At 72.8% G+C, this 24,783-nt stretch carries 24 protein-coding genes; 13 read left to right on the top strand and 11 right to left on the bottom strand.

Annotation, left to right across the window (positions count from 1 at the left end; genetic code table 11):
- Positions 1–10: 10 nt before the first annotated feature.
- A complete protein-coding gene (locus ACZ6K0_RS04370; RefSeq protein ID WP_469227926.1) occupies positions 11–943 on the top strand; it encodes a poly-gamma-glutamate hydrolase family protein in 933 nt (310 codons plus the stop codon).
- Positions 944–1,105: 162 nt separating this feature from the next.
- Here ACZ6K0_RS04370 and ACZ6K0_RS04365 read toward each other — a convergent pair whose 3' ends face one another.
- Complete coding sequence (locus ACZ6K0_RS04365) at positions 1,106–2,929, bottom strand: phosphoenolpyruvate carboxykinase (GTP) (protein ID WP_056643559.1); 1,824 nt, start codon at positions 2,927–2,929, stop codon at positions 1,106–1,108.
- A gap of 197 nt (positions 2,930–3,126) precedes the next feature.
- Between ACZ6K0_RS04365 and trhA the strand changes: the two genes are divergently transcribed.
- Complete coding sequence (trhA, locus tag ACZ6K0_RS04360; protein ID WP_376402082.1) at positions 3,127–3,831, top strand: PAQR family membrane homeostasis protein TrhA; 705 nt, start codon at positions 3,127–3,129, stop codon at positions 3,829–3,831.
- 39 nt (positions 3,832–3,870) lie between these two features.
- On the opposite strand, the gene ACZ6K0_RS04355 is transcribed toward trhA, so the two are convergent.
- The 3 genes from ACZ6K0_RS04355 to ACZ6K0_RS04345 are packed head-to-tail and all read right to left on the bottom strand — an operon-like array spanning position 3,871 to position 6,080.
- Positions 3,871–4,896 (bottom strand): glycoside hydrolase family 26 protein, encoded by a 1,026-nt coding sequence (locus tag ACZ6K0_RS04355; protein ID WP_469227928.1) that lies wholly within the window; start codon positions 4,894–4,896, stop codon positions 3,871–3,873.
- A gap of 1 nt (position 4,897) precedes the next feature.
- Complete coding sequence (locus ACZ6K0_RS04350; RefSeq protein ID WP_376402076.1) at positions 4,898–5,548, bottom strand: vitamin K epoxide reductase family protein; 651 nt, start codon at positions 5,546–5,548, stop codon at positions 4,898–4,900.
- 28 nt (positions 5,549–5,576) lie between these two features.
- Positions 5,577–6,080, bottom strand: a complete 504-nt coding sequence (locus ACZ6K0_RS04345) for a DUF5949 family protein (RefSeq protein WP_221890723.1) — start codon at positions 6,078–6,080, stop codon at positions 5,577–5,579.
- A 149-nt stretch (positions 6,081–6,229) separates the two neighbouring features.
- Between ACZ6K0_RS04345 and ACZ6K0_RS04340 the strand changes: the two genes are divergently transcribed.
- Together ACZ6K0_RS04340 and ACZ6K0_RS04335 are read left to right on the top strand one after the other, a co-directional pair.
- Entirely contained in the window at positions 6,230–6,643 is a 414-nt protein-coding gene (locus ACZ6K0_RS04340; RefSeq protein WP_376402072.1) for a tyrosinase family oxidase copper chaperone, read from the top strand.
- Positions 6,627–7,493, top strand: coding sequence for a tyrosinase family protein (locus tag ACZ6K0_RS04335; RefSeq protein ID WP_376402070.1), 867 nt, complete (start codon positions 6,627–6,629; stop codon positions 7,491–7,493). Before ACZ6K0_RS04340 ends, ACZ6K0_RS04335 begins: the two co-directional genes overlap by 17 nt.
- A gap of 65 nt (positions 7,494–7,558) precedes the next feature.
- Here ACZ6K0_RS04335 and ACZ6K0_RS04330 read toward each other — a convergent pair whose 3' ends face one another.
- The 6 genes from ACZ6K0_RS04330 to ACZ6K0_RS04305 form a co-directional block, all read right to left on the bottom strand.
- Entirely contained in the window at positions 7,559–7,837 is a 279-nt protein-coding gene (locus ACZ6K0_RS04330) for a chaplin (protein ID WP_376402067.1), read from the bottom strand.
- Between the two features lie 287 nt (positions 7,838–8,124).
- Entirely contained in the window at positions 8,125–8,637 is a 513-nt protein-coding gene (locus ACZ6K0_RS04325; protein ID WP_376402065.1) for a hypothetical protein, read from the bottom strand.
- A 117-nt stretch (positions 8,638–8,754) separates the two neighbouring features.
- Positions 8,755–9,750 (bottom strand): hypothetical protein, encoded by a 996-nt coding sequence (locus ACZ6K0_RS04320; protein WP_469227932.1) that lies wholly within the window; start codon positions 9,748–9,750, stop codon positions 8,755–8,757.
- Between the two features lie 159 nt (positions 9,751–9,909).
- Positions 9,910–10,176, bottom strand: coding sequence for a hypothetical protein (locus ACZ6K0_RS04315; protein ID WP_376402059.1), 267 nt, complete (start codon positions 10,174–10,176; stop codon positions 9,910–9,912).
- A gap of 198 nt (positions 10,177–10,374) precedes the next feature.
- Positions 10,375–11,316, bottom strand: a complete 942-nt coding sequence (locus tag ACZ6K0_RS04310; protein WP_469227934.1) for a hypothetical protein — start codon at positions 11,314–11,316, stop codon at positions 10,375–10,377.
- 277 nt (positions 11,317–11,593) lie between these two features.
- Positions 11,594–11,833 carry a chaplin gene (locus tag ACZ6K0_RS04305; protein WP_376402053.1) on the bottom strand — a complete coding sequence of 80 codons (240 nt, stop codon included), beginning with the start codon at positions 11,831–11,833 and terminating at the stop codon, positions 11,594–11,596.
- A gap of 382 nt (positions 11,834–12,215) precedes the next feature.
- On the opposite strand from ACZ6K0_RS04305, the gene ACZ6K0_RS04300 reads away from it, so the two are divergent.
- From ACZ6K0_RS04300 to ACZ6K0_RS04260, 9 genes are all read left to right on the top strand, one after another.
- The gene (locus ACZ6K0_RS04300) at positions 12,216–13,274 is read left to right on the top strand and encodes a DUF3344 domain-containing protein (protein WP_376402050.1); all 1,059 of its coding nucleotides are present in this window, start codon (positions 12,216–12,218) and stop codon (positions 13,272–13,274) included.
- Position 13,275: 1 nt separating this feature from the next.
- Positions 13,276–14,421 (top strand): glycosyltransferase, encoded by a 1,146-nt coding sequence (locus ACZ6K0_RS04295; protein ID WP_469227937.1) that lies wholly within the window; start codon positions 13,276–13,278, stop codon positions 14,419–14,421.
- Positions 14,418–15,866, top strand: a complete 1,449-nt coding sequence (locus ACZ6K0_RS04290; protein ID WP_469227939.1) for a sugar transferase — start codon at positions 14,418–14,420, stop codon at positions 15,864–15,866. The genes ACZ6K0_RS04295 and ACZ6K0_RS04290 overlap by 4 nt, the downstream gene beginning before the upstream one ends.
- 2 nt (positions 15,867–15,868) lie before the next feature.
- The gene (locus ACZ6K0_RS04285) at positions 15,869–17,206 is read left to right on the top strand and encodes an O-antigen ligase family protein (protein WP_376402040.1); all 1,338 of its coding nucleotides are present in this window, start codon (positions 15,869–15,871) and stop codon (positions 17,204–17,206) included.
- Positions 17,207–17,516: 310 nt separating this feature from the next.
- On the top strand, positions 17,517–19,250 hold the full coding sequence (locus ACZ6K0_RS04280) for a lipid II flippase MurJ (protein ID WP_469227941.1): 1,734 nt from the start codon (positions 17,517–17,519) through the stop codon (positions 19,248–19,250).
- A complete protein-coding gene (locus ACZ6K0_RS04275) occupies positions 19,147–19,956 on the top strand; it encodes a polysaccharide deacetylase family protein (protein WP_376402037.1) in 810 nt (269 codons plus the stop codon). The genes ACZ6K0_RS04280 and ACZ6K0_RS04275 overlap by 104 nt, the downstream gene beginning before the upstream one ends.
- Positions 19,953–21,086 carry a glycosyltransferase gene (locus ACZ6K0_RS04270; RefSeq protein ID WP_469227944.1) on the top strand — a complete coding sequence of 378 codons (1,134 nt, stop codon included), beginning with the start codon at positions 19,953–19,955 and terminating at the stop codon, positions 21,084–21,086. Before ACZ6K0_RS04275 ends, ACZ6K0_RS04270 begins: the two co-directional genes overlap by 4 nt.
- A gap of 13 nt (positions 21,087–21,099) precedes the next feature.
- Positions 21,100–21,810, top strand: coding sequence for a YveK family protein (locus ACZ6K0_RS04265; protein ID WP_469227945.1), 711 nt, complete (start codon positions 21,100–21,102; stop codon positions 21,808–21,810).
- Complete coding sequence (locus ACZ6K0_RS04260) at positions 21,807–22,946, top strand: GNAT family N-acetyltransferase (RefSeq protein WP_376402030.1); 1,140 nt, start codon at positions 21,807–21,809, stop codon at positions 22,944–22,946. The genes ACZ6K0_RS04265 and ACZ6K0_RS04260 overlap by 4 nt, the downstream gene beginning before the upstream one ends.
- A 36-nt stretch (positions 22,947–22,982) precedes the next feature.
- Here the strand turns inward: ACZ6K0_RS04260 and ACZ6K0_RS04255 are convergent, their stop codons facing one another.
- Complete coding sequence (locus ACZ6K0_RS04255) at positions 22,983–24,695, bottom strand: glycoside hydrolase family 26 protein (protein ID WP_469575000.1); 1,713 nt, start codon at positions 24,693–24,695, stop codon at positions 22,983–22,985.
- Positions 24,696–24,783 lie beyond the last annotated feature (88 nt).

The raw sequence follows: 24,783 nt of genomic DNA, 5'->3' as shown, positions 1-24,783 counted from the left end.
CGGTCCGCACATGACCCTTTTCGAACACTCCGCATCCCGCCGCACTGTCCTGACCGCGCTGGCCGCGGCAGCCACGGCCGGAGCCCCGGTCCTCGGCCAGCTCGCCGCCGCCACCCCGGCCGCCGCCGCCCCGCCCTCCGACGCCACGCTTCCGGACCCGCTCGAGTACCCCTCGAACACCGCCCTCTACCAGGACCCGGACCTGGTCGAGGGCACCTCGTACAGCCGCCGTTACAAGCGGCACGAGAAGCTCGACCCCAAGCTGAGCGAGAAGTACGAGTTCCCGCGCACCGTGATCCTCGCCCTGCACGGCGGCGGCATAGAGATCGGCACGAGCGAACTCGCCCTGGGCATCGCCGGCTACAACCCGCGCAACGTCGGCGGCGACCCGATCCTGCCGACCACGTACGACTACTGGATGTTCGAGGGCCTGCTGTCCACCGGTAACAAGGCACTGCACGTCACGTCGAAGAACTGTGACGACCACGTCGCCCTGTCCTTCGTCAGGAGCCACCTCAACGTACTGTCCCTGCACGGCTGCCAGTTCGACCAGCTGAAGCTGCCCACGGCCACGTACCCGCCGACCGGAAACCTCCGCGTCGCCGTCGTCGGCGGCCTCAACGCCGCATTCCGCTCGGCCCTGGTGACCGAGATCAACAACGCCGGCTTCCAGGCGGTCGACGCCTACGACCCCCGGTACTCCGCCACGCTCGGCGAGTTCAACGGCAGCCACCCCACCAACCCGTGCAACCTCACGATGCTCGGCAAGGGCGCCCAGATCGAGATGACCACCGAGCTGCGCGAGAGCCTCTTCGGCGACCCCTCGTCCCGCGGCGATCGTGCCGATACCTGGGACAAGTCGAAGGACGCGGCTTTCGAGAGGTTCCGCGACGCCTGCCGCCGGGCCATCGCCACCGTCGAGGCCGGCCAGCCGATCCTGTAGGTCCTGTAGGTCCTGTAGGTCCTGTAGATCCGTTAGGGCACATGCGCCGGCCCCCGGAGCCTGAGGGGGCTCCAGGGGCCGGATGCGTCGTGATGGGCCGTCGTGACCCCACTGGTCAGGGCGGTGTTTCGGGGCAACCCACCACGAGTCTCGGGTGCGGGATCAGCCCAGGCGCTCGACCAGCGCGTTGTACTCGTCCCACAGTTCCTTCGGCGTGTGGTCGCCGAAGGTGTTCAGGTGGTCCGGGACGAGGGCGGCCTCTTCGCGCCACACGTCACGGTCGACCTTGAGGAGGAACTCCAGGTCCTCGGCCGGCAGGTCCAGGCCCTCGGTGTCGAGGGACTCCGGGGTCGGCAGGATGCCGATCGGGGTCTCGACGCCCTCGGCCTTGCCCTCCAGGCGCTCGACGATCCACTTCAGGACGCGGCTGTTCTCGCCGAAGCCGGGCCACACGAACTTGCCCGCGTCGTTCTTGCGGAACCAGTTCACGTAGTAGATCTTCGGCAGCTTCGCCGCGTCGGCGTTCGCGCCGACCTTGACCCAGTGGGCCATGTAGTCGCCCATGTTGTAGCCGCAGAACGGCAGCATGGCGAAGGGGTCGCGGCGCAGCTCGCCGACCTTGCCCTCGGCGGCGGCGGTCTTCTCGGAGGCGACGTTCGCACCGAGGAAGACGCCGTGGTTCCAGTCGAAGGACTCGGTCACCAGCGGGACGGCGGAGGCGCGGCGGCCACCGAAGAGGATGGCCGAGATCGGCACGCCCTTCGGGTCCTCCCACTCCGGCGCGATGATCGGGCACTGCCCGGCCGGGACGGTGAAGCGGGCGTTCGGGTGGGCGGCCGGCGTCTCGGACGCGGGCGTCCAGTCGTTGCCCTTCCAGTCCGTGAGGTGCGCGGGGGCCGTCTCGGTCATCCCCTCCCACCACACGTCGCCGTCGTCCGTGAGGGCGACGTTCGTGAAGACGGAGTTGCCCCACATGGTCTTCATGGCGTTGGCGTTGGTGTGCTCGCCGGTGCCGGGCGCGACGCCGAAGAAGCCGGCCTCGGGGTTGATCGCGTAGAGGCGGCCGTCCTCGCCGAAGCGCATCCAGGCGATGTCGTCGCCGATGGTCTCGACCGTCCAGCCGGAGATCGTGGGCTCGAGCATGGCGAGGTTGGTCTTGCCGCAGGCCGACGGGAAGGCGGCCGCGACGTACTTCGACTCGCCCTGCGGCGGGGTGAGCTTGAGGATCAGCATGTGCTCGGCGAGCCAGCCCTCGTCACGCGCCATGACGGAGGCGATGCGGAGCGCGTAGCACTTCTTGCCGAGCAGGGCGTTGCCGCCGTAGCCCGAGCCGTACGACCAGATCTCGCGGCTCTCGGGGAAGTGCGAGATGTACTTGGTGGTGTTGCAGGGCCACGGCACGTCGGCCTCGCCCTCGGCGAGCGGCGCGCCGAGGGTGTGGACGGCCTTGACGAAGAAGCCGTCGGTGCCGAGCTCGTCCAGGACGGCCTGTCCCATGCGGGTCATGGTGCGCATGGAGACGGCGACGTAGGCGGAGTCCGTGATCTCGACGCCGATGGCGGAGAGCGGGGAGCCGACGGGGCCCATGCAGAAGGGCACGACGTACATGGTGCGGCCACGCATCGAGCCGCGGAAGATGCCCTCGGAGCCCGCGAAGAGCTCCTTCATCTCGGCCGGGGCCTTCCAGTGGTTGGTCGGGCCCGCGTCCTCCTCCTTCTCGGAGCAGATGTAGGTGCGGTCCTCGACACGCGCGACATCGGAGGGGTCGGAAGCGGCGTAGTACGAGTTCGGGCGCTTGACCGGGTCGAGCTTCGTGAAGGTCCCCTTGGCGACGAGCTCCTCGCACAGTCGCTCGTACTCCGCCTCGGACCCGTCGCACCAGACGATGTTGTCCGGCTGGGTGATCTCGGCGATGTCGTTCACCCAGGAGACGAGCTCCTGGTGCTGGGTCGGGACGGTGGTGGGAGCCGCGTTGTCGCGCGCCACGATTGCTCCTTGTTGAGGGGTTTTTTTGGTGTATGCCCCGTGGGGGCCGCGACCCGGATGCTTCGTAGCTGCTCATCCGGTGCCGACCGCACTCATTTGATCATCCGATGTTAACGCCCATATGTCCAGAGGGCCGCCCACGTGAGCATCGCCACTCGTATCCGGGACCTACGGGCGCGTAGGTACGATTCGTTGTCATGACTGCAGCCACGCCGGAAGTGACCCCGACCGAGAACCCGCCGTCGGTCGAGAACCCCCCGTCGCTCCCGGTGAAACCCCGGCTCAGAGGCTGGCTGCACGCCGGCATGTTCCCGGCCGTGATCGTCGCGGGCGTCGTCCTCGTCGCCCTGTCCGACTCACCCCGCGCCCGGATCGCCTGCGGGATCTACGTCCTCACCGCCTGCCTGCTCTTCGGCATCAGCGCGCTCTACCACCGCGGGAACTGGGGACCGCGCGGCGAGGCCGTCCTGCGCCGCCTCGACCACGCCAACATCTTCCTGATCATCGCGGGCACCTACACCCCGCTCACCCTGCTCCTGCTCCCCGACTCCACGGGCGAGCCGCTCATGTGGGCGGTCTGGGCGGCGGCCACCGCGGGCATCGCCTTCCGCGTCTTCTGGGTGGGAGCACCGCGCTGGCTGTACACGCCCTGCTACATCGCGATGGGCTGGGCCGCGGTCTTCTTCCTGCCGGACTTCATGCGCACGGGCGGCATCGCCGTCCTCGTCCTCGTCATCGTCGGCGGTCTGCTCTACAGCGCGGGCGGGGTCATCTACGGCATCAAGCGCCCGAACCCCTCGCCCCGCTGGTTCGGCTTCCACGAGGTCTTCCACTCGCTGACCCTCGCGGCCTTCATCGTCCACTACGTCGGCATCTCGCTGGTGGCCTACCAGCACGCCTGACACAGGACGGGGCGGCGACCCGGAAGGCGGCCGAGGCCCCTACCGGCTCGCCGCTGCCGCCCCCAGCGCACCCCGGACGATCCGCGCCGACTCCGGATTGTCCGCGCACCCCCACACTCCGTGCGGGCAGTAGTCCGTCACCGTCTGGTAGACGGGCCGGTGCGCCGCGAACCAGTCGAGCATCCCCCGCACGTACACCGGGTTGTCCCCGTTCCTGAAGAGCCCCCACTCCGGGTACGAGACCGGCTTCCCGTGCGCCGCCGCGAACCGCACGTGGTGTTCGAGCCCGTACTCCTCGGTCACCTGCTCCTCGAAGGAGACCCCGGCCGGCTGGTCGTAGGCGTCCATCCCGATGATGTCGACGACGTCGTCCCCGGGGTAGCAGCGCGGCCACGCCACGGCGTCGAGCCCCCGGCTCGGGGTGAAGTCGAAGCGGAACCGCTGCCCCGCCACCCCCCGCAGCACCCCCACGACCTGCCGCCAGTACGCCTTCCAGGCCATCGGGTCCGGGCCGCAGCGATGGCTGTACGTCGTGCCGTTCATCTCCCAGCCGAGCACCAGGACCGCGTCGCCGAGCCCGTGCTCCACGAGCCGCTCCCCCAGGACCCGGAAGTGCGCGTCGTACGCGCCGCCCGCGCCGCGCCGCAGCCCCGCGCGCACCTCCGCGTCGGGCAGCCCCTCCTCGTTGCGGTCGAGGAGCGGCACGTTCAGGACGAAGAGCCGTCCCGGCCGCTGCTCCTTCCAGCGCGCCCAGGGCCCGAAGAGCGCCGGATGCCCCTCGATGTTGGACCAGCGGTCGCCGGGCAGGTACGTGTGCCCGACGGTCAGCGTCTCCCCGCCGAGCCAGGCCTGCACCTGCGCGATCCGCCGCACCCCGCTCTCGTCGGAGCCGGTGAAGAAGCCGGACGGCACCCCGGGCAGGGGCTCCGGCTCCACCGAGGCGCGGCTCCCGGTGTGCCGCCCGCCGGGCGCGATCCCGTCGTGGGACAGCAGGAGCACGAGAACGGCCGCGAGCAGCACGGTGAGTGCGGCCCGCGGCCGGGACAGCCTGGGGAAGGGGTTCACGTCAGCTGGTCCAGAACTCCCACCAGCGGGTCAGGATCAGCATCCCGATGATCCCGATGTGCAGGACGGGCAGGGCGAAGGTGAAGTCGCCGAGGAACGTCCGCACCCCGGCCGGGGCGGGCAGCAGCCCGGCCCGGACGTTCTGCGCGGTCACGTACCAGAACATGACGATGGTGGCGACCCAGGCCAGGCAGCACCACAGGCAGAGCGAGTTGATCTCGTACAGCGACTGGTACATCAGCCACGTGCAGAAGCCGACCCCGAAGAGCATCCCGGCGTTGAGGCCGAGCCAGAGCCAGCCCCGGTAGCGGGCCCCGGCGAGCAGCCCGGCACCGACGGCGACGACGACGGCGTACGTCACGAGCCCGAGCATCGGGTTGGGGAAGCCGAAGACCCCCGCCTGCTCGCTCTTCATGATGTTGCCGCAGGAGACGACCGGGTTCAGGCTGCACCCGGGCTGGAAGCCGGGGTCCTCCAGGAGCTTGAACTTGTCGATCGTGATCACCCAGCCGGACAGCACGCCCGCCGCCCCGGTGATCATCAGCATCCAGGCGAAGGCCCGGCTCGCGCCGAGTCCCGTCCCTGCGGTCTCCCGCTCGGACTCCTCCTGCCGCTGCCCGGGCACCCCGCCCCGTACGTCCGTCGTCGCCATGGCGCGACCCCCTTCCGTTCTGTTCCGCTCAGCCCTGGAGGCGCCGGACCGGCATCAGGACGTGGGCGCTCTCGGCGAGCATCTCCTCGTCGGAGACGAAGGAGCGCAGCCGCGCCTCGTCGACCGGCTGCCCGGGGACCGCCTCGGGCCAGGGCCGCACGGAGCAGATGAGGTAGACCTGGCCGCGCTCGCGGGCGGCCGCCTGCCACTCGTCGGGCACCGGGCACTGCGCCTTCAGGAAGGGCAGGTTGAGGACGACGGAGCCGCCCTCGACGAGCAGCGTGGCGTTGATCCCGGCGTCCTTGTCCAGGTCGAAGAGCCGGTCGCCGACCGAGAGGCCCATCGACTCCAGGGCCGTCCGCATCGCCTGCTGACCGGCCTCCGGGCCGTCCCGGCCGTCGCCGAGCGAATACGCCATCAGGAACGGCGTGCCCGCCGAATCGGCGGAGGGCTCGCTGGACCACGGAATCACCGTGAGAGTTCCCAGCGGAGAGGCGCTGCGCGCCGAGGAAACGACATTGGAAGTGGTCATGAATACGGATGCTAGTGGCCCAACCACCCTTTCCCCGCGCCGATTTCACCCGAACGGTCGATATTCACGCCCCTGGCATTTCCGACGCAACGAACCCGGGTTTTCATCGTTGTGCCCTGAGGGCAATTGCCGACCCGAGGAGATCACTCATGATCGTCCCGCGCCGCGTCGCACTGCGGTCCCTCTTCGCGCTGGCGGTCACCGCCTTCACCGGCGGCACGCTCGGCCGCATCGCGACCCGTACCCCTCCGGGCGAACCGTCCGGAACTCCGCGTGACCCGCTCGCCTTCGACGAGATGTACGGAGGCCGCCGCATCCGGGGCTTCGCCGGCCCCGGCGGCGCCCCGGTGGCCTTCGTCGACGGCCGGCCGCTGCACCTGATGCGCTGCGCCGACGGCGGCTACGTGTCGCCGATCGACCACTACGAGTCCTGCCCGACGCCGCTGGCGGCCACCCGCGCCGCCGTCGACGAGCTGGGGGCGGCCCGGCTGTCCCGGTTCGCCGCCGCCCACGGCGTCCACACCGACCCGACGGGAGGGAGCCCGCGTGGTGTACACGCGTAAGAACCAGCGCGACCTGACCGGCGCCGAGCGCCGGAAGTTCGTCGCCGCCGTCCTGGAGCTGAAGCGGACCGGCGCGTACGACGAGTTCGTCCGCACCCACATCGACCACTACACGTCCGACGGGGAGGGGCGGCTCCGGACCGCCCACATGGCGCCGAGCTTCCTGCCCTGGCACCGCAGGTTCCTGCTGGAGTTCGAGAAGGCCCTGCGCCGGATCGACGCGACGGTCTCCGTCCCGTACTGGGACTGGACCCGCGACAACAGCCCGGCCTCCTCGATCTGGGGCGAGGACTTCATGGGCGGCAACGGGCGCCGCGCCGACCTCCAGGTCATGACCGGCCCCTTCGCCCACTCGTCCGGGCGGTGGGACGTCACGTACGGGATGACCGACACCCGCTTCCTGACCAGGGACTTCGGCCGGCCCCGCGATCCGGTGGCGCTCCCCACGCAGGCCCAGCTCGACGAGGTGATGCGGGAGCGGGTGTACGACGTGGCTCCCTGGAACTCGACGAGCGCGTCCGGCTTCCGCAACCGTCTTGAGGGCTGGGCCCCGGGCCAGGGCAACGAGCGGTTCCGGATCCACAACCGGGTCCACCGCTGGGTCGGCGGGCTCATGCTCGGCGGCGGCTCCGTCAACGACCCCGTCTTCTGGCTGCACCACTCCTTCGTCGACCTGGTCTGGTCACGGTGGCAGCAGCGCAACCCGGGGGCCGCGTACCTCCCGGCGGAACCGCCGCCGCTGGGGGACGCGCAGTACCGCAAGGTCGTCGCCCGGCACCAGCCGATGGCGCCCTGGGGGGTCACCCCGGCGGAGCTGTTCGACCACAGCAGGATCTACCGGTACGCCTGACCCCGCACACACGGGTGTCCCCCCGGCCGCTGAGGCCGGGGGGACACACGTGGTGAATCGGGGGATCAGCCGCCGTAGCCGCCGTCACCGTTGTCGTGGTGACCGTCGGCGTTGATGCAGGTGTTGCCGAAGGCCGGGTTGAGCAGGCCGATGACGTTGACGGTGTTGCCGCAGAGGTTGACCGGGACGTGGACCGGGACCTGGACGACGTTGCCGGAGGCGACACCGGGCGAGTGGGCGGCGACGGCCTCGGCGCCCGAGTCGGCGACGGCCAGGCCGGCTCCGCTGAGGGCCACGGCACCCGTGCCGGCGAGAACAGCGGCAGCCTTCGCGATGCGAGACATCAAGAACTCCTTGGACGTGGAAAGCGACCGCAGGAATCACGGCCGACTCCCCTTCAACGCCCGTCACCGGGACTGGTCACGGTCATTGGGCCGAACGGGACGAAAGAAATCCGAAAAGATCCGAAAGGAATGGCCCGTGGACCGGAGGGCGCCCGCCGCCGGATACGACGGGACGGGCCTCGGTCCACGGGCCGCGGCCATGCGACGAGCCTCTCTTCCAACGATCAACGACCCCTGGGGTGTCGGGGAAGAATCGTGTCTTCACCCGCCCGGGGGGCGCGGTGACGTCAGTGCGAGGTCGGCGCCAGTCCCAGCTGCGGGTCGAGGGCTCCGCTGAGTACGGGGGTGAGGAGGCCGACCTGAGGCTTCGCCAGGTCCGGCAGGCCCGCCAGGCCGTTGCCGCGCGGGGCCTCCACCGGGTTGCCGACGACGGCGCCGGGGGTGGCCGCCTGCATCTCCGAGTGCGGGCTGCTGAGGAGGGCCCGGCCGGGGTCGCTGCCGTCCAGGACCTCGGGCAGCGGGGCGTCCACCACGGTCTTCGGGAGGGTGCCGGTGAGCGGCACGCTGGGCAGGGCGACGTCCGGCAGGGCGCCGAGGCCCTTCTGGAAACCGGTGGGCGCGCCGGGCACCGGGACGGGCACGCCGGTGGCCACCGTGGGGGCGTCCATCGGGAGCACCGGCTCCAGGCCCTGGAGCGGGACGATCACCGGTGCCTCGACGGCGGAGGCCGGGGCGGCCAGGGCGGCGGAGGCGAGCGCGGTCATGAGGATGCCCATGCCGGCGTGAGAGCGCAGAGTCATGTTCTGGAGAACGAGGCGTTCGGGGGAACGTGGCGTAATACGCCCGTGTGCAGCAACGCCCGAGGCCCTCACCGGTGAAGGCGAGGGCCTCGGTTGACGTTCCGTCAGCGTGCTGGATCAGTGACGGCGGGAGATCCGTCCGCCCCGGAGGTAGACGACGGTGCCGCCGATGATCAGCGCGGCACTGATGGCGGCCGCGCCCATGAGCGCGGGGTCGCTGCCGGTGTCGGGGAGTTCGGGACCCGGCGGGGTCGTCGGGTGGCTCGGCTCGTCGGTCGGCGGCGAGGTGGGCGGAGTGGTCGGCTCCTCGCAACCGGGCTCCGGCTCCTCACCGGGCGCGGGCTCCTCGCACTCCCCCGGCTCGTCCGGGTTGGTCGGCGGGGTCCACGGCGGGGACGTGGGCGGGGTGGTGGTCGGCGGAGTGGTGGTGGGCGGGCCGGTGGGCGGAGCGGTGGTCGGCGGAGTGGTCGGCTCCTCACAACCGGGCTCCGGCTCCTCACCGGGCGCGGGCTCCTCGCACTCACCCGGCTCGTCCGGGTTTGTCGGAGGCGTCCACGGCGGGGACGTGGGCGGAGTGGTGGTCGGCGGAGTGGTCGGCTCCTCGCAACCGGGCTCCGGCTCCTCGCCGGGCGCGGGGGCCTCGCACTCACCGGGCTCGTCCGGGTTGGTCGGCGGAGGCGTGGTGTGCGGCGGGGTCGTCGGGGGCTGGGTGTGCGGCGGCTCGGTGTGCGGCGGGGACGTCGGGGGCTCGGTGTGCGGCGGTTCGGTCTGCGGCGGTTCGGTGTGCGGCGGTTCGGTGTGCGGCGGAGTCGTCGGGGGCTCCGTCGGCTCGCCGGGGTGGGTCGGCTCGCCCGGCTCCTCGCCGTAGCCGCCGGGTTCCCCCGCCTGGGCGCAGAGGTCGCCGACGGCTGCCGCGACGAGTCCGCCGAGTTCCATGCTCTCGCCGCAGACGTCCGCCGGGAGGGGGGCCTGGACCTGGCCCACCGCTCCCGGACCCGGGGAATCGCCCGTACCGGCGTGGGAGTTGGCGGCAAGGGCGAATCCGCCGGTCAGCGACAGGATGCCGGTCGCTGCCGCCGCGGTGAGTACTTTCCTGCTGATGATGGACCGCATACCGCTCTTCCTCTGGAGAAAGGGAGAGACCGGCGAGGATCCCCCCTCGCTCCGACCGGCCAGTCCACGCAGACGCTCGCGTGGGATGGACCAGAGAGTAGGGAGCGGGGCCCCGCGCCGAGCGGGGGCCACACGGCGGCCGATCAGAAAATCATTCGATCAGCCGCCCAGCGGAAGGCCGCCGAGCAGCGCGGAGCCGCCCTTGCCGGCCTCGTTGAGCTTGCCCAGAGTGTCCGTGGCGGTCTTGACCGGGGAGCCGTCGGTGGTGCTGCTCAGCATGTCCGTCTTCAGTCCATTGGCGGCGATCGCCTCCAGCCCACCGTTCAGGCTGGTGGGGGTCAGCGCCTCCGTGGCCATGGCGGGCGCGGCGGCACCCAGCGCCACGAGCGAACCGGCGACGACCGCGGCGACCTTGGTGGACTTCATGGGGAGAATCCTTCCTCTGGAATTTCAAGGCACGTCCCACACAGGCTTCTTGGCCGAATCCCATGTGTTCCTTCGCCTTCTGTAACGAGAGGCGCCCGCCTGCGGAAACTCCGGAGGGAAGGATTTCTCGACATTTGTCGCATGCGAAGGCCCGTACCGGTGCGGCGGACGCCGGGCCGGTACGGGCCTGTGCGGGGACTACCTGACGGGCAGCGGGGGCTTGACCGGCAGGTCGGGGACGGCGACGGGCGGCGTCACGGGCGCCTCGACCGGCAGCGCGGGCGGGTCGACGGGCAGCTCCGGCGCGGTGACCGGGAGCGCCGGGAGCGTGGGCAGACCGGCCAGGTCCGGCGCCGGCAGACCGCTGCCGAGCACGGTGGCGACGGCGAGGTTGACCAGCGAGGTCAGGGTCGCGGTGACCTGCGGTACGACTCCGGCGGCGGCGCCCGAGGTGACGGCGGCGAGCAGGTCGGCGACGGCCTTCTCGACCGTGGCGAGGGCGTCGTCCACGATGTCCGCGGGTGCGGCGGACTTCGCACCGGCGGCGACGGGCAGGCTCACCGGCGGCTTCACCGGAAGGGCCGGCGCGGGAAGGGCCGGCGCGGGAAGGGCCGGGGCAGGAACGGCCGGGGCAGGAAGCTCGGGCGCCGGGAGATCCGGGGCGGGAAGCTCGGGCGCCGGGGCCTCGGGTGCGGGGAGATCCGGGGCGGGGAGATCCGGGGCGGGGAGATCAGGTGCCGGGACCTCGGGCGCCGGGACCTCGGGCGCCGGGACTTCGGGCGCCGGGGCCTCGGGTGCGGGGGTTTCCGGCAGCGGGGCCGGGGCCGTTTCCTTGGCCTGGTCGACGGCCGCCGCGATCTTCGCCTTGAGGGCGTCGGCGTCGGCGGCGGGCAACTGGCCCGCGTCGGCCTTGAGGGCTGCCGTGACGAGTTCGGTCACGGGGGTCGTCACCGAGCCGAGCTCGCCGAGCGCTTCGGCCTGGGTCAGCAGGGCGGCGGCTTCGGGGAGGGGCGCGTGGGCGGCCCGGTCGGCCGCGGAGGACGGGTGGTGCTCGCCGGCGGCGGCGGGTCCCGCCGCGCCGAGGGTGATGGCGGCGGATATCGCCAGGGCGGTGATGCGGCGTGTAGCCAGGGGACGCATATGTGTTCCTTTTCCTTATGCGTCGGACAACTGCTCTCCCACCGTGCCTGCGGGTATAGCCCTCCGCAACCGGGGAACTACTGAGCGCCACGCCTCCGTTCGAGTGAATCCACCCTCCCGACCTGCCCCTCGAAGGGGCGTACGCCGTTGCACCGAACGGCGCACGGCGGTGCGGCCGAACGTGTAGCCCACCAGTCCCCGCAAGGAAAAAGCCGGTGCGCCCACCCCGATCGGGGTGGGCGCACCGGCTTCGGAAGGATCGATCCGCAGTGCGAGATCAGACGTTGGCGCAGAAGTTGCCGAAGGCCGGGTTCAGCGCGCCGATGACGCTGACGGTGTTGCCGCAGAGGTTCACCGGGATGTGGACCGGGACCTGGACGACGTTGCCGGAGCCGACGCCCGGGGACTTCACGGCCGCACCCTCGGCGATGGAGTCGGCGGCGGCGACACCGGCGGCACCGGCGACCGCGGCGGCGGCACCCACGGTCAGGACAACGGCCTTGGCGATACGGGACATGGGGAAGTGCTCCTCGATCGAATTCATCCAACTCGGACTGCGCGGACTGTTCGGCCCGGCTCTCTCAACAACGCCCCTGCCTTTCATCGGTTGCTCTCCCGAACGGGTGACGTTCAACCGATCTTTGGGCCATAAGAGGGCCATTGGAGCGACTGGGCGTGGAATGGCGCAACACGCTCAACGAGGAACCTGCCGCGCAGATACGGGAGTTAGCGTTTCCGAGCATCTAATGCTTACTATCGCCCCGCGTCGGGGTTATAACGTTCCCGAACGTTGCTTCCGGGCCGGCCGCGCGTTCACCCATTTCGTGCGGACGACACCTCCCCCTCTCCCGGCCTTCTCGGGTCTTCCCTTCCTCCTCTCATCAAAGCGGAGAACCTGTATGCGGAATTCAGCGTTTCCTGCTGTGCGTCGCAGTGTGTTGTGCGCCCTGTCGTGCGCGGTCCTGTCCGCCGCGCTGCCGGCCGCCTCCGCCGCCGCGCCCCGGCCCGGTGAGGCCGCCCGCGTCCCCTTCGCCCCGCGCTACACGGCCGAGCAGCACGGCGGGATCGTGCGGGCCGCGAACACCTCGGCGAAGGGCGCGAAGGGCACCGAGTCGGTCAACGACAACGCCTCGATCGCGTACGTCGACGTGGACAGCGACGCCAACACGTACAACTCCAGCCGCGCCGAGCTGCCGGTTCCCTCGGGGTCCCGGGTGAGCTGGGCCCGTCTGTACTGGGGCGGGAACCTGCGGGTGGGCGAGCAGAAGCCGCCCGCGGACAACGGGCGCGTGCTGATCGCCGAGCCCGGCGGCCAGTACAAGGCGCTGCTCGCCGACACCCTGATCGGGCACCGTACGGCCGACGGCGCCGACGCCTTCCAGGCCTCCGCCGACGTCACCGAGCTCGTCCGCTCGTCCCGCCCGGGGCAGTGGACAGTCGCCCAGGTCAATGTGGCCATGGGGCGTTCGAAGGTCGGCGGCTGGGGCGGCTGGACGCTCGTCGCCGCGTACGAGAAGACCTCGGAGCCACTACGCCGACTGGCCGTCTGGGACGGTTTCGAAACGGTCGGCCCGGGCCGCGGCGAGCTGCGTGTCCCCGTTGACGGAAAGCGTTATCCGAAGGGTGTGGGCGGGCGGCTCGGCGTGATCGCCTATGACGGTGACCGTGGCACTTCCGGTGATTACCTGGCGGTCGAAACGGGCCCGTCCAAGAGCGTCCGAATGGCCGATTCCGCTAATTCCGCGGACGACGTCATGAACTCCAGCATCACCGAATTCGGCACCGGTCGGACGGTCCGTTATCCCGATGGTACGAACACTCTGGGATACGACTCCGACGTCTTCGACCTGCGGGGGGCGCTGCGCGAGGGGGCCGATCGTGTTCACGTCCGGTTCGGCAGCCGGAAGGACACCGTCTGGCTCGGTGCGCTCTTCCTCCAGGCCGACGTCCGGCGCTGACGTGCGGCCTCCACGAGCGCCGGAAGCGCCGGACCTCGCGTCCGTCACCGTCCTGCACGCGGTCCAGCCGGGTGACGGCGGGGTCGCCCGCGTCGTCGTCGACCTGGTCCGCGCCCAGCGCGCCGCCGGCCTGCGGGTCGCGGTCGCGTGTCCGCCGGACACCTCCCTGTCCGCCGCCGTCCGCGCCGAGGGCGCGGAGACCCACGACTGGCGGGCGGGCCGGGACCCCGGCCCGCAGCTGGTCCGCGAGACGAGGGGGCTGGCCCGGGTGATCCGTTCCGTCCGGCCCGGTCTCGTCCACGCGCACAGCGCCAAGGCCGGGCTGTGTGCCCGACTCGCCCTGCGGGGACGGGTTCCGACGGTGTATCAGCCGCATGCGTGGTCCTTCGAGGCGGTCTCCGGGACGACCGCGTCGCTCGCCCGCCGCTGGGAGCGGTTCGGCGCCCGCTGGACGGACCGGATCCTCTGCGTCAGCGAGGCCGAGCGCCGTACCGGCGAGGGCGCCGGGGTCGTGGCGGACTGGTCCGTCGTCCACAACGGTGTGGACGTGGCCCGGTTCGCGACCGACGGGCCGCCCGGCAACCCCGTACCCACCGTCGTCTGCGTGGGCCGGCTCTGCCGCCAGAAGGGTCAGGACGTGCTGCTCGCCGCCTGGCCCGCCGTCCTCGCGGAGGTCCCCACGGCCCGTCTCGTCCTGGTCGGCGACGGCCCTGACGGCGCGCGGCTGCGGGCGGCCGCCGGGCCCTCGGTCCGCTTCACCGGCGCCGTCGACGACACCGTGCCCTGGTACCGGGCCGCCGACGTGGTCGTCCTGCCGTCCCGCTGGGAGGGCATGGCGCTCGCGCCCTTGGAGGCCATGGCGAGCGGCCGGCCGGTCGTCGTCAGCGATGTGGACGGGGCGCGCGAGAGCCTGCCGGCCGCCCACGAACCCCTGTGCCTGGTCCCGCCCGAGGACCCGGCCGCGCTCGCCGCAGCTCTCGGCCGCCTCCTCGGCAGGCCGGAGCTGCGCCACCGTCTGGGCCGCGAGGCCCACGAACACGTACTCAGCAGTTTCGATGTCCGGCGCACCGCCGCGGCCGTCGCGGACGTCTACCGCGAACTGGCCGGCGTGCGGGGGGCCGAGCACAGAGAGCCGATTGCGCAGTGACCACGGAAAGTACCAGCGTTCCTCCTTCACCGGGCCCCTGGCCCACGGCGGGCCAGGCCTTCGGCCTCGCCTCTCTCGCGCCGCGCCGCGGTACGACGGACCGGCTCGCGCTGCCGCGCCGCCCCGTCCGGCGCCGGTCCCTGGCCGGGCCGCTCGTGGCGGTCGACGGCCTCGCCGTCCTGGCCGCCGCCTCGCTGCTGAGCGCGGCGCACCACGACGCCCGGCTGCTGCTGCCGGTCGCGGCGCTCGTCCTCGTCCTCGACGGGCACGGGGGCCTCTACCGGCCGGCGGCGCACGCCCGGGTGCTCGACGAGCTGCCCGCGCTCGCCTCCCGCGCCGGGGTCGCCTGGTGTCTGGCGGCGGCCGGGGTCGCCGCGTACTCCCCCGCCCTGGCGATCGGGCCGCTGCGGCTGTGCGCCGCATACGCCGCGCACGTGGCCGTCGCGTGCCTGGTCCGCGGGGTGCTCCTGGCCCGCAGGCGGCGGGGGGCTCGGGAGCATCCGCGCTCGGCGCTGGTCGTCGGCGGGGCGGGGGCCGCGCGCCGGTTCGCCGCCGCGGCGGCCCAGCACCCCGAGTACGGGGTGCGGCCCGTCGGGATCGTCGGCGTGCCGGAGCAGGGCGGGGCTGCCCGGACGGCCGGTGAGGCCGGGCTTCCGGTGCTCACCACGACCGAGGAGATCCACCGGGCCGTCATCCAGAACAGCGTGTGCGAGGCGGTGTTCCTCCACGACGACCCGGGGCTCGTGTCGCTCTTCCAGCACTACGGCTGCACGACGTGGCGGGTGGGCGGCGACCGGCAGACCGGGCCGATGGGCGAGCACCTGTGGGGGTACGCCCGGCACCGGATCGTCCCGCTGGGCGCGCGCCGCGGGCTGACCGCGAAGCGGGCGCTGGACATCGCGCTCGCCGCGCCCGCGCTCGCGGTCGCGCTGCCCGTGCTGCTGCTGTGCGCGCTGGCCGTGCGGCTCTCGGACGGTCCGGGGGTCCTCTTCCGGCAGGAGCGGGTGGGCCAGCACGGCCGCCACTTCACGCTCCTCAAGTTCCGTACGCTGCGGCCGTCCGACGACACCGAGTCGGCGACCCGCTGGAACGTGGCGGGCGACCGGCGGATGAGCTCGGCCGGGAGTTTCCTGCGCAAGAGCTCGCTGGACGAGCTGCCGCAGCTGTGGAACGTGCTGCGCGGGGACATGAGCCTGGTCGGGCCGCGGCCCGAACGACCGTACTTCGTCGCCCAGTTCAGCAAGATCCACGCCGGTTACGCGGCCCGGCACCGGATGCCGGTGGGGCTGACCGGTCTGGCGCAGGTGCACGGGCTGCGCGGCGACACCTCGATCGAGGACCGCTGCCGCTTCGACAACCACTACATCGACCACTGGTCGCTCTGGCAGGACGTCTGCATCCTGCTGCGTACGGCGGCCGGGCTCGTCCGACCCACAGGGAGCTGAGGATGGCCACGGCCGTGACGCATGTGCCGGCGGTCGACCCGGGGGTACGGGACCGGTCGCGCGAGGACGTACGCGACTGGGCCCGCCGGGCCGGGGCGCTGTCCCCGGTCCTCGCCGTGATCGCGCTGCTGCTCGTCCCGGGCGGCGGCGGCGCGCAGGGCGGGACCGGCGGTACGGGCACGGTCGCGGACGCGGCCTCCGGGCTCCTCGTCCTGATCTGCCTCGTGCGGGTGCTGCGCGGCGGTGCCCGGCCGCTGACCCGGGCGGCGGCCGTCGTCCTCGGCCTGCCCGTCCTCGGGATCTGTCTGGCCGCGATCACCTCCGGCGACCCGGCGGCGAGCCTGCCGGGCGTCGCCCGCTACGTACAGATCTTCGTCCTCGTCCCGGCGGCCGTCCTCCTGATGATCCGCGACCGGCGGGACTTCGCCGTCGTCGCCTGGGGTCTCGTCGGGCTCGCGCTGCTCCAGGGCGCGGTGGGCGTGCTCCAGTACCTGACCGGCACGGGCGCCTCCTACATGGGCGAGGACATCCGGGCCGTCGGCACCTTCGGGCCGACCGATGTGATGGGTATGGCGACGGTCGTGTCGTACGGCCTGGTGATCGTCACCGGGATCGCGCTCGGCAGCGGCCCCGGCCGGACCCGGACGGCGGCGCTGGTCTGCGCGGGGCTGCTGTTCCTGCCGCTGGTGCTGTCGTTCAGCCGGGGTGCGTGGATCGCGACCGTGCTCGCCTGCGGGATCCAGCTGCTGCTCTCCGGGCCGCGCCGGGCGGCCGTGGTGGCGCTCGCGGCGGGTGCGCTCGGGGTCGTCCTCGTCGGCGGCCTCGGCATCGGTTCGGCGATGGTGAAGGAGCGGGTCGCCAGCATCACGCAGGTGGCGGCGGCGCCGGACCAGTCGGTGACGGACCGGTACACGATGTGGGCGGCGGCCGGGCGGATGTGGAGCACGGAGCCGGTCACGGGCGTCGGCCTCAAGGGCTTCCCCGCCTACCGGGACTCGAACGCCTCGCTCGCACTGTCCTCCGGCAGCGACACGGCGGGCGCGGGCGCCGCCTTCCAGCGGCAGCCGCTGCTGTCCCCGCACAACATGTACCTCCTGGTCCTCAGCGAGCAGGGGCTCGTGGGGCTGCTCGCCCTGGCGGGCAGCTGGGTGGCGCTGCTGGTCGGCGCGCTGCGCCGGCGGCGCCTCGGCGCGGACTGCGCGCTCGTCGCGACGGGCCTGCTGTCCTGGCAGCTCATCGACTTCTTCTACGCGGACATCGGCGGCCCCTCGACGGTGCTGATGTCCGTCGTGTTCGGCCTGGCGGCCTGGTGGTCGCTGGCGGAGGTGCGGCGTGCGTGATCCGTGGGCCGGGGAGCCGGAGCCCACGGACACCCCGTGGCCCGGCGCCCCGCGCTCCGCTTCCCGGCCGCCCTGCGGCACCCCGCTCGCCGACCCCTGGCCGGCCGCGCCTCCGGGCCCCACGGACTCCTCGTGGGCCCCGGAGGCCTCGGCACGCCCGGGGGCTTCGGCGGTCCCGGGGACCTCGGCACTCTCAGGGGCATCGGCACTCCCGGGGACCTCGGCACTCTCAGGGGTATCGGCACGCCCGGGGGCCTCGGCGCTCCCGGGGGCGGGTGCCGAGACGGTCGTACGGGCGGCGCCGGTACGGGTGGGGGCGCCGCGCGGGCGCCGGGCGCACGCCAAGGCGCGGGTGCGGGCGGGGGCCGACCGGGCGCAGGGGCGGGGCTTCCTCGCGAAGGCCGCCGCCGTGACCGCCGCGCTCACCGCCGTCGGGGCCCTGCTCGGGCTCGTCCGGGACCAGATCCTCGCCGGGTACTTCGGCGCGGGCGCCGAGACCGACGCCTTCCTGGTGGCGTGGACGGTGCCCGAGTTCGCCTCGACGCTGCTCATCGAGGACGCGCTCGCGCTGATCCTGGTGCCGGCCTTCTCCCGGGCCCTGGCCCGCCGCTCCGGCAGCCTGTTCGGGGATCCGGTGCGCGCGCTCGTACGCGGCACGCTCCCGCGGCTCACCGTCACCGTCGCCGTCGCCGCCGCCCTGCTCGTCCTGGCGGCGCCGCTGATCGTCTCCGCCCTCGCCCCCGGCCTGCCCGACCCGCAGCTCGCCGTCGACTGCACGCGGCTGACCGCGACCTGCGTGCTGTCCTTCGCGCTCGTGGGGTACTGCTCGGCGGCGCTCCGCGCGCACGGCTGCTTCCTCCCGCCGGCCGCGATCTACGTGGCGTACAACGTCGGCATCATCGGCACGATCCTGGTGCTGCGCGAGCCGTGGGGGGTGCGGTCCGCCGCCGCCGGGGTCGCGGTCGGCGGGGTCCTGATGGTCCTCGTCCAGGCTCCGTCGCTCCTCCGCGAGCTGCGGGCGCGCCCGGTGCCGAAGGAGGAGCCGACCACGCTCGCTCCCGACGGCGGGGCGAGCGGGGCGGAGGGGCGCATCCTCGTCCTCGGTCTCATCGCGCCCGTCGTCGCCTTCTCCCTGTGCCGCCAGTCCCAGACCCTGATCGAGCGGTTCCTCGCCTCGCCGCTGCCCGCCGGGGCCATCTCGCATCTGAACTACGCGCAGAAGGTCGCGCAGATGCCGATGATCCTCTCCCTGATGCTGTGCACGGTCAGCTTCCCGGTGGTCGCCCGCGCGCTCGCGGCGGGCGACACCGAGGCGGCCCGCCGCCGGGTCGAGCGGGATCTGCTGCTCGCCGCCGTCGTCGTGCTCGTCGGCGCCTCGACGGTGATCGCCGCCGCCCCCAAGATCGTCGAACTCCTCTTCGAGAGGGGCGAGTTCGACCGTACGGACACCGTGTCCACCGCCGCCGTCATGCGCGTCTACGCCCTCGGCCTGCTGGGCCAGACCATGGTCGGCGCCCTCGTCCGCTGCTACTTCTCCGCCGCCCGCCCCCTCTGGTACCCGGCCGCCGCCATGGCCGCCGGGCTCGCCACGACCACCGCCGCCGGGATCCCCGGCGCCCACTACTGGGGCGCCGTCGGCATCGCCGCCGCCAACGCGCTCGGCATCACGTGCTCCGCCGTCCTGCTGCTGCGCGGCGCGCACCGCCAGACCGTGCCCGTCCACGTCGACCGGCTCGGCGAGGGCCTCCTCCGGCTCGCCACCGCCGCCGCGTGGGCCACCGGCACCGGCTGGATCTGCTCGGTCGCGATCGACTCCGCCGTCCTCTCCGTCGCCGTCGCGAGCCTGGTCGTCATCGGCGTCTTCCTGCTCTTCATCGCCTGCGCCGCCAAGGCGCCGGAGATTCCGCCCCTGCCCCGCTCCGCCTCCCGGAGGACCGACCATGCCCGCCCCCACCGCGCTGCGCCGACTGTTGCCGAAGCCGCCCCTGTGGGTGAAACCGCCCCTGTGGGTGGCGATGTACCACTCGATCACGGACCCCGGTGACGACCCGTACCACGTGACCGTCTCCCCGGTCCGCTTCGCCCGGCAGCTGCACTGGCTCGGCGACCGGGGACTGCGCGGGGTCTCGGTGCGGGAGCTGCTCGCCGCCACCGCCGCCGGGCGCGCCAAGGGGCTCGTCGGGCTCACCTTCGACGACGGCTACGCCGACTTCCACGAATCGGCGCTGCCGCTGCTGCGCCGCCACGGCTTCACGGCCACCGTGTACGTCCTGCCCGGCCGGCTCGGCGGCGAGAACGCCTGGGACACCGAAGGCCCGCGCAAACGGCTCCTCGACGAGGACGGCATCCTGCGGATCGCGGAGGCCGGCATGGAGATCGGCTCCCACGGCCTCACCCACATCCCGCTCACCGAGGCAGACGACACGACGCTCGCCGACGAGACCCGGCGCAGCCGGGAGCTCCTGGAGGAGATCACCGGCGACACCGTGGACGGCTTCTGCTACCCGTACGGGAAGGTCGACCCGCGCGTGATCCACGCCGTGCGGAAGGCCGGCTACCGCCACGCCTGCGCGATCGACCCGGGCCCGCACACCGGCGCGTACGCCCTGCCCCGCGTCCACATCGGCGAGGACGACACCTCCTGGCGGCTCACCGCCAAGCGCGTCCTGCACCCGCTGCGCCGCCGCCACCCCGTCGACGTGTTCCCCTCGCAGGCCCAGGCCGGACCCGCCGCGGTCGGTGCGCCATGAGGGTCCTGCACGTCATCACCGGGCTCGGCATCGGCGGCGCCGAGCAGCAGCTGCGGCTCCTGCTGCGCCACCTCCCCGTCCAGCACGGGGTCGTCACCCTCACCAACCCCGGCGCGGTCGCCGCGGGCATCGAGGCCGACGGCACCCCCGTCACCCACCTGGGCATGGCCGGCAACCGCGACCTCGGCGCGCTCCCCCGCCTCGCGCGGATCGTCCGCCAGGGCCGCTACGACCTCGTCCACACCCACCTCTACCGGGCGTGCGTGTACGGCAGGCTCGCCGCCCGCCTCGCCGGGGTCCGCCGGGTCATCGCCACCGAGCACTCGCTCGGCGAGGCCCAGATCGAGGGCCGCCCGCTCTCCTCGGGCACCCGCGCCCTGTACCTGGCGTCCGAGCGGCTCGGCACGTCCACGGTCGCCGTCTCGCCCAGCGTGGCCCGCCGGCTCGCCGACTGGGGGGTGCCCCCGGACCGTATCCAGGTGGTGCCCAACGGCATCGAGACCGGCCGCTTCTCCTTCGACGCCCGCGCGCGCCGCCTCACCCGGGGCGTCCTCGGCATCCCCGAGGACGCGTACGTCGTCGGCGGGGTGGGGCGGCTCGCGCCGGGGAAACGGTTCGACCGGCTCGTCCGCGCCGTGGCCTCCGTGCCGGAGGCCCGGCTGCTCCTCGTCGGCGAGGGCGAGCACCGCGAGGAGCTGCTGCGGATCGCCCGGGAGTGCGGGGCCGCCGACCGGGTGCTGCTCGCCGGGGCCTGCGAGGACCCGCCGTCCGTCGCCTCGCTCGGGCCCTCGCTGCCCGAACTCCTCTCCGCCATGGACGTCTTCGTGTCCACCTCCCCCGACGAGACCTTCGGGCTCGCGGTCGTCGAGGCGCTGGCCGCGGGCCTTCCCGTGCTGTACGTGGCCTGCCCCGCGATCGACGACCTGCCCCCGGACGCGGCCCCGGGCGCGCGCCGGATCGGCGAGTCCGTGCCCGAGCTGATCTCCGCGCTGCGCGGCATCCGGAGCGCCCGGCTCGCCCGGCTCCCGCAGCCGGCGGCCGCCCGCCGCTACGACATCACGCAGAGCGCAGGGCAGTTGATGTCCCTCTACGACCAGGCCGTCCACGGCACCCCGTCCCCCGCGAAGTGAGAGAGCCCGCACGATGAACACCACCACCCCACCCCGTACCTTCCCGCCCGCCGGCCTCCGCCGCCCGGGCCGCTGGACCGTCCTCCCCGCCGCCGTCCTCGCCGGGGCGGTCCTCGGCGGCGGATACGGAGCGCTCAAGACCCCGCAGTACGCGGCGGTCAGCTACGTCATCGTCGTACCGGCCGAGAAGTCCGACCCGGCGGCGGCGCTCGGCTTCGCCCAGGCCTACGGGCGGGTCGCCACCGACATCGCGGTGACCGGCGACGCCCAGGTGTGGGCGGGCGTCACCGCCGACACCCTGCGCAAGAGCGTGCAGGCCGCGACCTCCCCGGACGCGCCGATGATCTCGATCACCGCCCGGGCCGAGAAGCCCGCGAAGGCCGTCTCCATGGCCGACGGGGTGGCCCGCGCGCTCGTCCTCAACAGCACGCACGTCGCGGGCAGCACGGGCGTCAAGGTCGTCCAGTTCTCGCGCGCCACCAAGCCGGTCGCCCCGGTCTCCCCGTCCGCGCCGCTCTCCGCGCTCGTCGGCGGCTGTGCGGGCGGGCTCCTCGGCGGCCTGGTCCTCCTCGTCCGCCCGAAGCGCCCGGCCGCGCGCGGCGAGGCCCGGCACTCCCGGCAGCCCGCCGCACCCGCCACGGCCTCGTCCCCGACGCCCGCCGTCGCGCCCGCCGTGCCCGCCCCCGCGGTCGCCTCGCACCAGCCGGAACCGGAGGCGGTGTGACCCCGAGAACCCTGCGGACCGAGATCTGCCGTGACGAGGAGCGGTTCGGGCGGCTGGCGGCCGAGTGGACGGCGCTGTACGGGCGCTGCTCCTCCGCCACCCCCTTCCAGTCCCACTCCTGGCTGCACTCCTGGTGGCTCTCGTACGGCCGCCCCGGTGCGCTGCGGGTGGTGCTCGTACGACGGGAGGGCGGCGAACTCGTCGCCGCCGCGCCCCTGATGCGGACCGGCGGGCCGCTGCCCGTCCTCACCCAGCTCGGCGGCACGATCACCGACTTCACGGACGTGCTCCTCGACGACGACTGCCCCGAGGCGGCGCCCGCCCTGGCCCGGGCGCTCGCCCGGGCGGCCCGGGGCGCGGTGATCGACCTGCGGGAGGTGCGGCCCGGGGCGGCCAGCGAGCGGGTCTTCGCCCGCTGGCGCGGGCCGCGCCGACGGCTGCCCGACTCGCTCTGCCTGGAGCTGCCGGCCGTCCCCATGGAGGGGCTGCTCGAACGGATCCCCTCCGGGAAGGCCCAGCGGGTCCGCGCCAAACTCCGCAAGCTCGACGCCCTCGGGATCGACTCGCACGTCGTCACCGGCGAGGAGGTCCCGGCCGCCCTCGACCGGCTCCTGAAGCTCCATCAGCTCCAGTGGCAGGGACGGGGGGTGACCGCCGAGCACACCAGCCGGCGCTTCGCCCAGCACCTCACCCGGGCCGTGCGGCCCATGGTGGAGCGCGGGGACGCGATGGTCACCGAGTTCCGGCTCGCCGGGGACGTGGTGGCCGCCGACCTGACCCTGATGTCCCCCCGGCTCGCCGGCGGCTATCTGTACGGCGCCGACCCGGCGCTGCGGGCCCGCAAGGTCGACGTGGCGACGATGCTCCTCCGCCACGGGGCCCGCGAGACCAGCACCGGCGGGCGGGCCACGCTGAGCATGCTGCGCGGCACCGAGGCGTACAAGCAGCACTGGCGCCCCGAGGCCGTCCGCAACCAGCGGCTGATGCTCGCCGGCCGGCGTACGGCCCCGCTCCTGTGGCTGCGCGCGGGCGCCGCCGACGGCCGCCGCTGGGCGGCCCGCCAGGCCCGGGAACGGGCCTGGGTGGGACGGGCGATCGCCCGGCTCCCCGGCCGGACGCCGAACGGCGGCGGTTGATCTCCACCGCCGCCGCCCGGATCCTGTCCGGATCGGTCAGAAGGGCCAGACGCCCTCCAGCGCGTCCTTCCAGTCGAGGTCGACCTCGTCCTTCCAGGAGTCCTTCGGGACGCAGACGGGCCCACCGATCCAACTCTCGACCCACGAACCGAGGTTCACGGTCCAACAGTCGGGCTTGGGCTCGGGCTTCGGCTCCGGCTTGGGCTCGGGCTTGGGTTCCGGCTTCGGTTCCGGCTTGGGTTCCGGCTTCGGCTCGGGCTTGGGCTCCGGCTTCGGCTCGGGCTTGGGTTCGGGCTTGGGTTCCGGCTTCGGCTCGGGCTTGGGTTCGGGCTTGGGTTCGGGCTTGGGTTCCGGCTTGGGTTCCGGCTTGGGTTCCGGCTTCGGCTCGGGCTTCGGTTCCGGCTTCGGCTCAGGCTTGGGCTCAGGCTTGGGCTCGGGCTTCGGTTCCGGCTTCGGTTCCGGCTTCGGTTCCGGCTTCGGTTCCGGCTTGGGCTCCGGCTTCGGCTCGGGCTTGGGCTCGGGCTTGGGCTCCGGCTTCGGCACCGGAACCGTCGGGTCTGTCGGCTCGACAGGGTCCGTCGGGTCGACCGGGTCCACCGGGTCCACCGGGTCCACCGGGTCCACCGGGTCCACCGGGTCCACCGGGTCCACCGGATCGACCGGATCGACCGGGTCCACCGGGTCCACCGGATCGACCGGATCCACCGGGATTTCGGGAATCTCCGGGATCTCGGGGATCTCCGGTTCCGTCCCGAACAGCATCTGCCGGAACACCAGCGACGACTGCGGATTGTCGTCGCACTGCCATACGCCGTGCGGACAGTAATCCGTGATGGTGTGGTACAGCGGCTTGTGCTGCTTCATCCAGTCCAGCATGCGCCGCATGTACACGGGATTGTCGCCGTTACGGAAGAGCCCCCATTCGGGATAGGAGATCTGCTTTCCGTGCTCCGCGGCGAAGTCGACCTGCTTCTGCAGCCCGTACGGCTCGCTCACGTGTTCGTCGAAGCTCATTCCCGGCGGCTGGTCGTACGAATCCATGCCGATGATGTCGACGACGTCGTCGCCCGGGTAGCACTCGGTCCACGGAACGGCGTCCCGGCCCCGGCTCGGGTTGAAGTCGAAGCGGAACTTCTGCCCCGGCACGGAACGCATCGCGGTGACGATGCGGGTCCAGTACTTCTTCCACGCCGTGGGGTCCGGCGCGCACCGGTGGGTGTACGTCGTGCCGTTCATCTCCCAGCCGAGGACGATGACGGTGTCGGTCGCCCGGAGCGCGACGAGCCGCTCGGCGAGCGTCGTGAAGTGGTGGTCGTAGTACCCGGCGGCGCCGAGCTGGAGCTGGCGGCGGACCTCGTAGTCGGAGACGCCGGCCTCGTTCCGCTCCAGCATGGGGACGTTGAGGACGAAGAGCCGGTCGTCCTTCTCGTTGCGCCAGTCCGCCCAGGCGTCGAGGAAGCCGGGCGGGCCCTCGATGTTCTTCCAGAGGTCGCCCGGCAGGTAGGTGTGACCGACGCGCAGCTCGCGACCGCCGAGCCAGCGTTCGAGCTGTCCGATGCGGGCGACCCCGAGCGCGCCCGATTGGAGGAAGGCTCCCATGGCACTGGACAGAGTCGGTCCGGGGTCCTTCGTCGTTACGGAGTCGGTGGCGTGGGCGGGGGACGACAGGACGACCGAACCCGAGGCGAGGAGCCCGGCGGTGAACACCCCCAGCCACGCTCTCGATGTTCTCCGGCGTGCAGCTGCCATGGCCGCTCCTTAACGTCGCTCGCTTTTTGATGATCCGTCAATCCGATGCTCCGAAAGTATTCCTAATGAGCCGACCGTGAACTCGACT

This window comes from Streptomyces sp. NPDC042346 (assembly GCF_055581845.1).
The sequence above is the reverse complement of the archived record's forward strand: the minus strand, read 5'-3'. Positions and strand labels throughout refer to the sequence as shown.

Coding starts and splice junctions, on each gene's coding strand:
- ACZ6K0_RS04370 (WP_469227926.1), top strand. CDS start 11: ATGACCCTTTTCGAACACTCCGCATCCCGCCGCACTGTCCTGACCGCG.
- trhA (WP_376402082.1), top strand. CDS start 3,127: ATGACTGCAGCCACGCCGGAAGTGACCCCGACCGAGAACCCGCCGTCG.
- ACZ6K0_RS04350 (WP_376402076.1), bottom strand. CDS start 5,548: ATGGCGACGACGGACGTACGGGGCGGGGTGCCCGGGCAGCGGCAGGAG.
- ACZ6K0_RS04345 (WP_221890723.1), bottom strand. CDS start 6,080: ATGACCACTTCCAATGTCGTTTCCTCGGCGCGCAGCGCCTCTCCGCTG.
- ACZ6K0_RS04340 (WP_376402072.1), top strand. CDS start 6,230: ATGATCGTCCCGCGCCGCGTCGCACTGCGGTCCCTCTTCGCGCTGGCG.
- ACZ6K0_RS04330 (WP_376402067.1), bottom strand. CDS start 7,837: ATGTCTCGCATCGCGAAGGCTGCCGCTGTTCTCGCCGGCACGGGTGCC.
- ACZ6K0_RS04325 (WP_376402065.1), bottom strand. CDS start 8,637: ATGACTCTGCGCTCTCACGCCGGCATGGGCATCCTCATGACCGCGCTC.
- ACZ6K0_RS04320 (WP_469227932.1), bottom strand. CDS start 9,750: ATGCGGTCCATCATCAGCAGGAAAGTACTCACCGCGGCGGCAGCGACC.
- ACZ6K0_RS04315 (WP_376402059.1), bottom strand. CDS start 10,176: ATGAAGTCCACCAAGGTCGCCGCGGTCGTCGCCGGTTCGCTCGTGGCG.
- ACZ6K0_RS04310 (WP_469227934.1), bottom strand. CDS start 11,316: ATGCGTCCCCTGGCTACACGCCGCATCACCGCCCTGGCGATATCCGCC.
- ACZ6K0_RS04305 (WP_376402053.1), bottom strand. CDS start 11,833: ATGTCCCGTATCGCCAAGGCCGTTGTCCTGACCGTGGGTGCCGCCGCC.
- ACZ6K0_RS04300 (WP_376402050.1), top strand. CDS start 12,216: ATGCGGAATTCAGCGTTTCCTGCTGTGCGTCGCAGTGTGTTGTGCGCC.
- ACZ6K0_RS04285 (WP_376402040.1), top strand. CDS start 15,869: ATGGCCACGGCCGTGACGCATGTGCCGGCGGTCGACCCGGGGGTACGG.
- ACZ6K0_RS04275 (WP_376402037.1), top strand. CDS start 19,147: ATGCCCGCCCCCACCGCGCTGCGCCGACTGTTGCCGAAGCCGCCCCTG.
- ACZ6K0_RS04270 (WP_469227944.1), top strand. CDS start 19,953: ATGAGGGTCCTGCACGTCATCACCGGGCTCGGCATCGGCGGCGCCGAG.
- ACZ6K0_RS04265 (WP_469227945.1), top strand. CDS start 21,100: ATGAACACCACCACCCCACCCCGTACCTTCCCGCCCGCCGGCCTCCGC.
- ACZ6K0_RS04255 (WP_469575000.1), bottom strand. CDS start 24,695: ATGGCAGCTGCACGCCGGAGAACATCGAGAGCGTGGCTGGGGGTGTTC.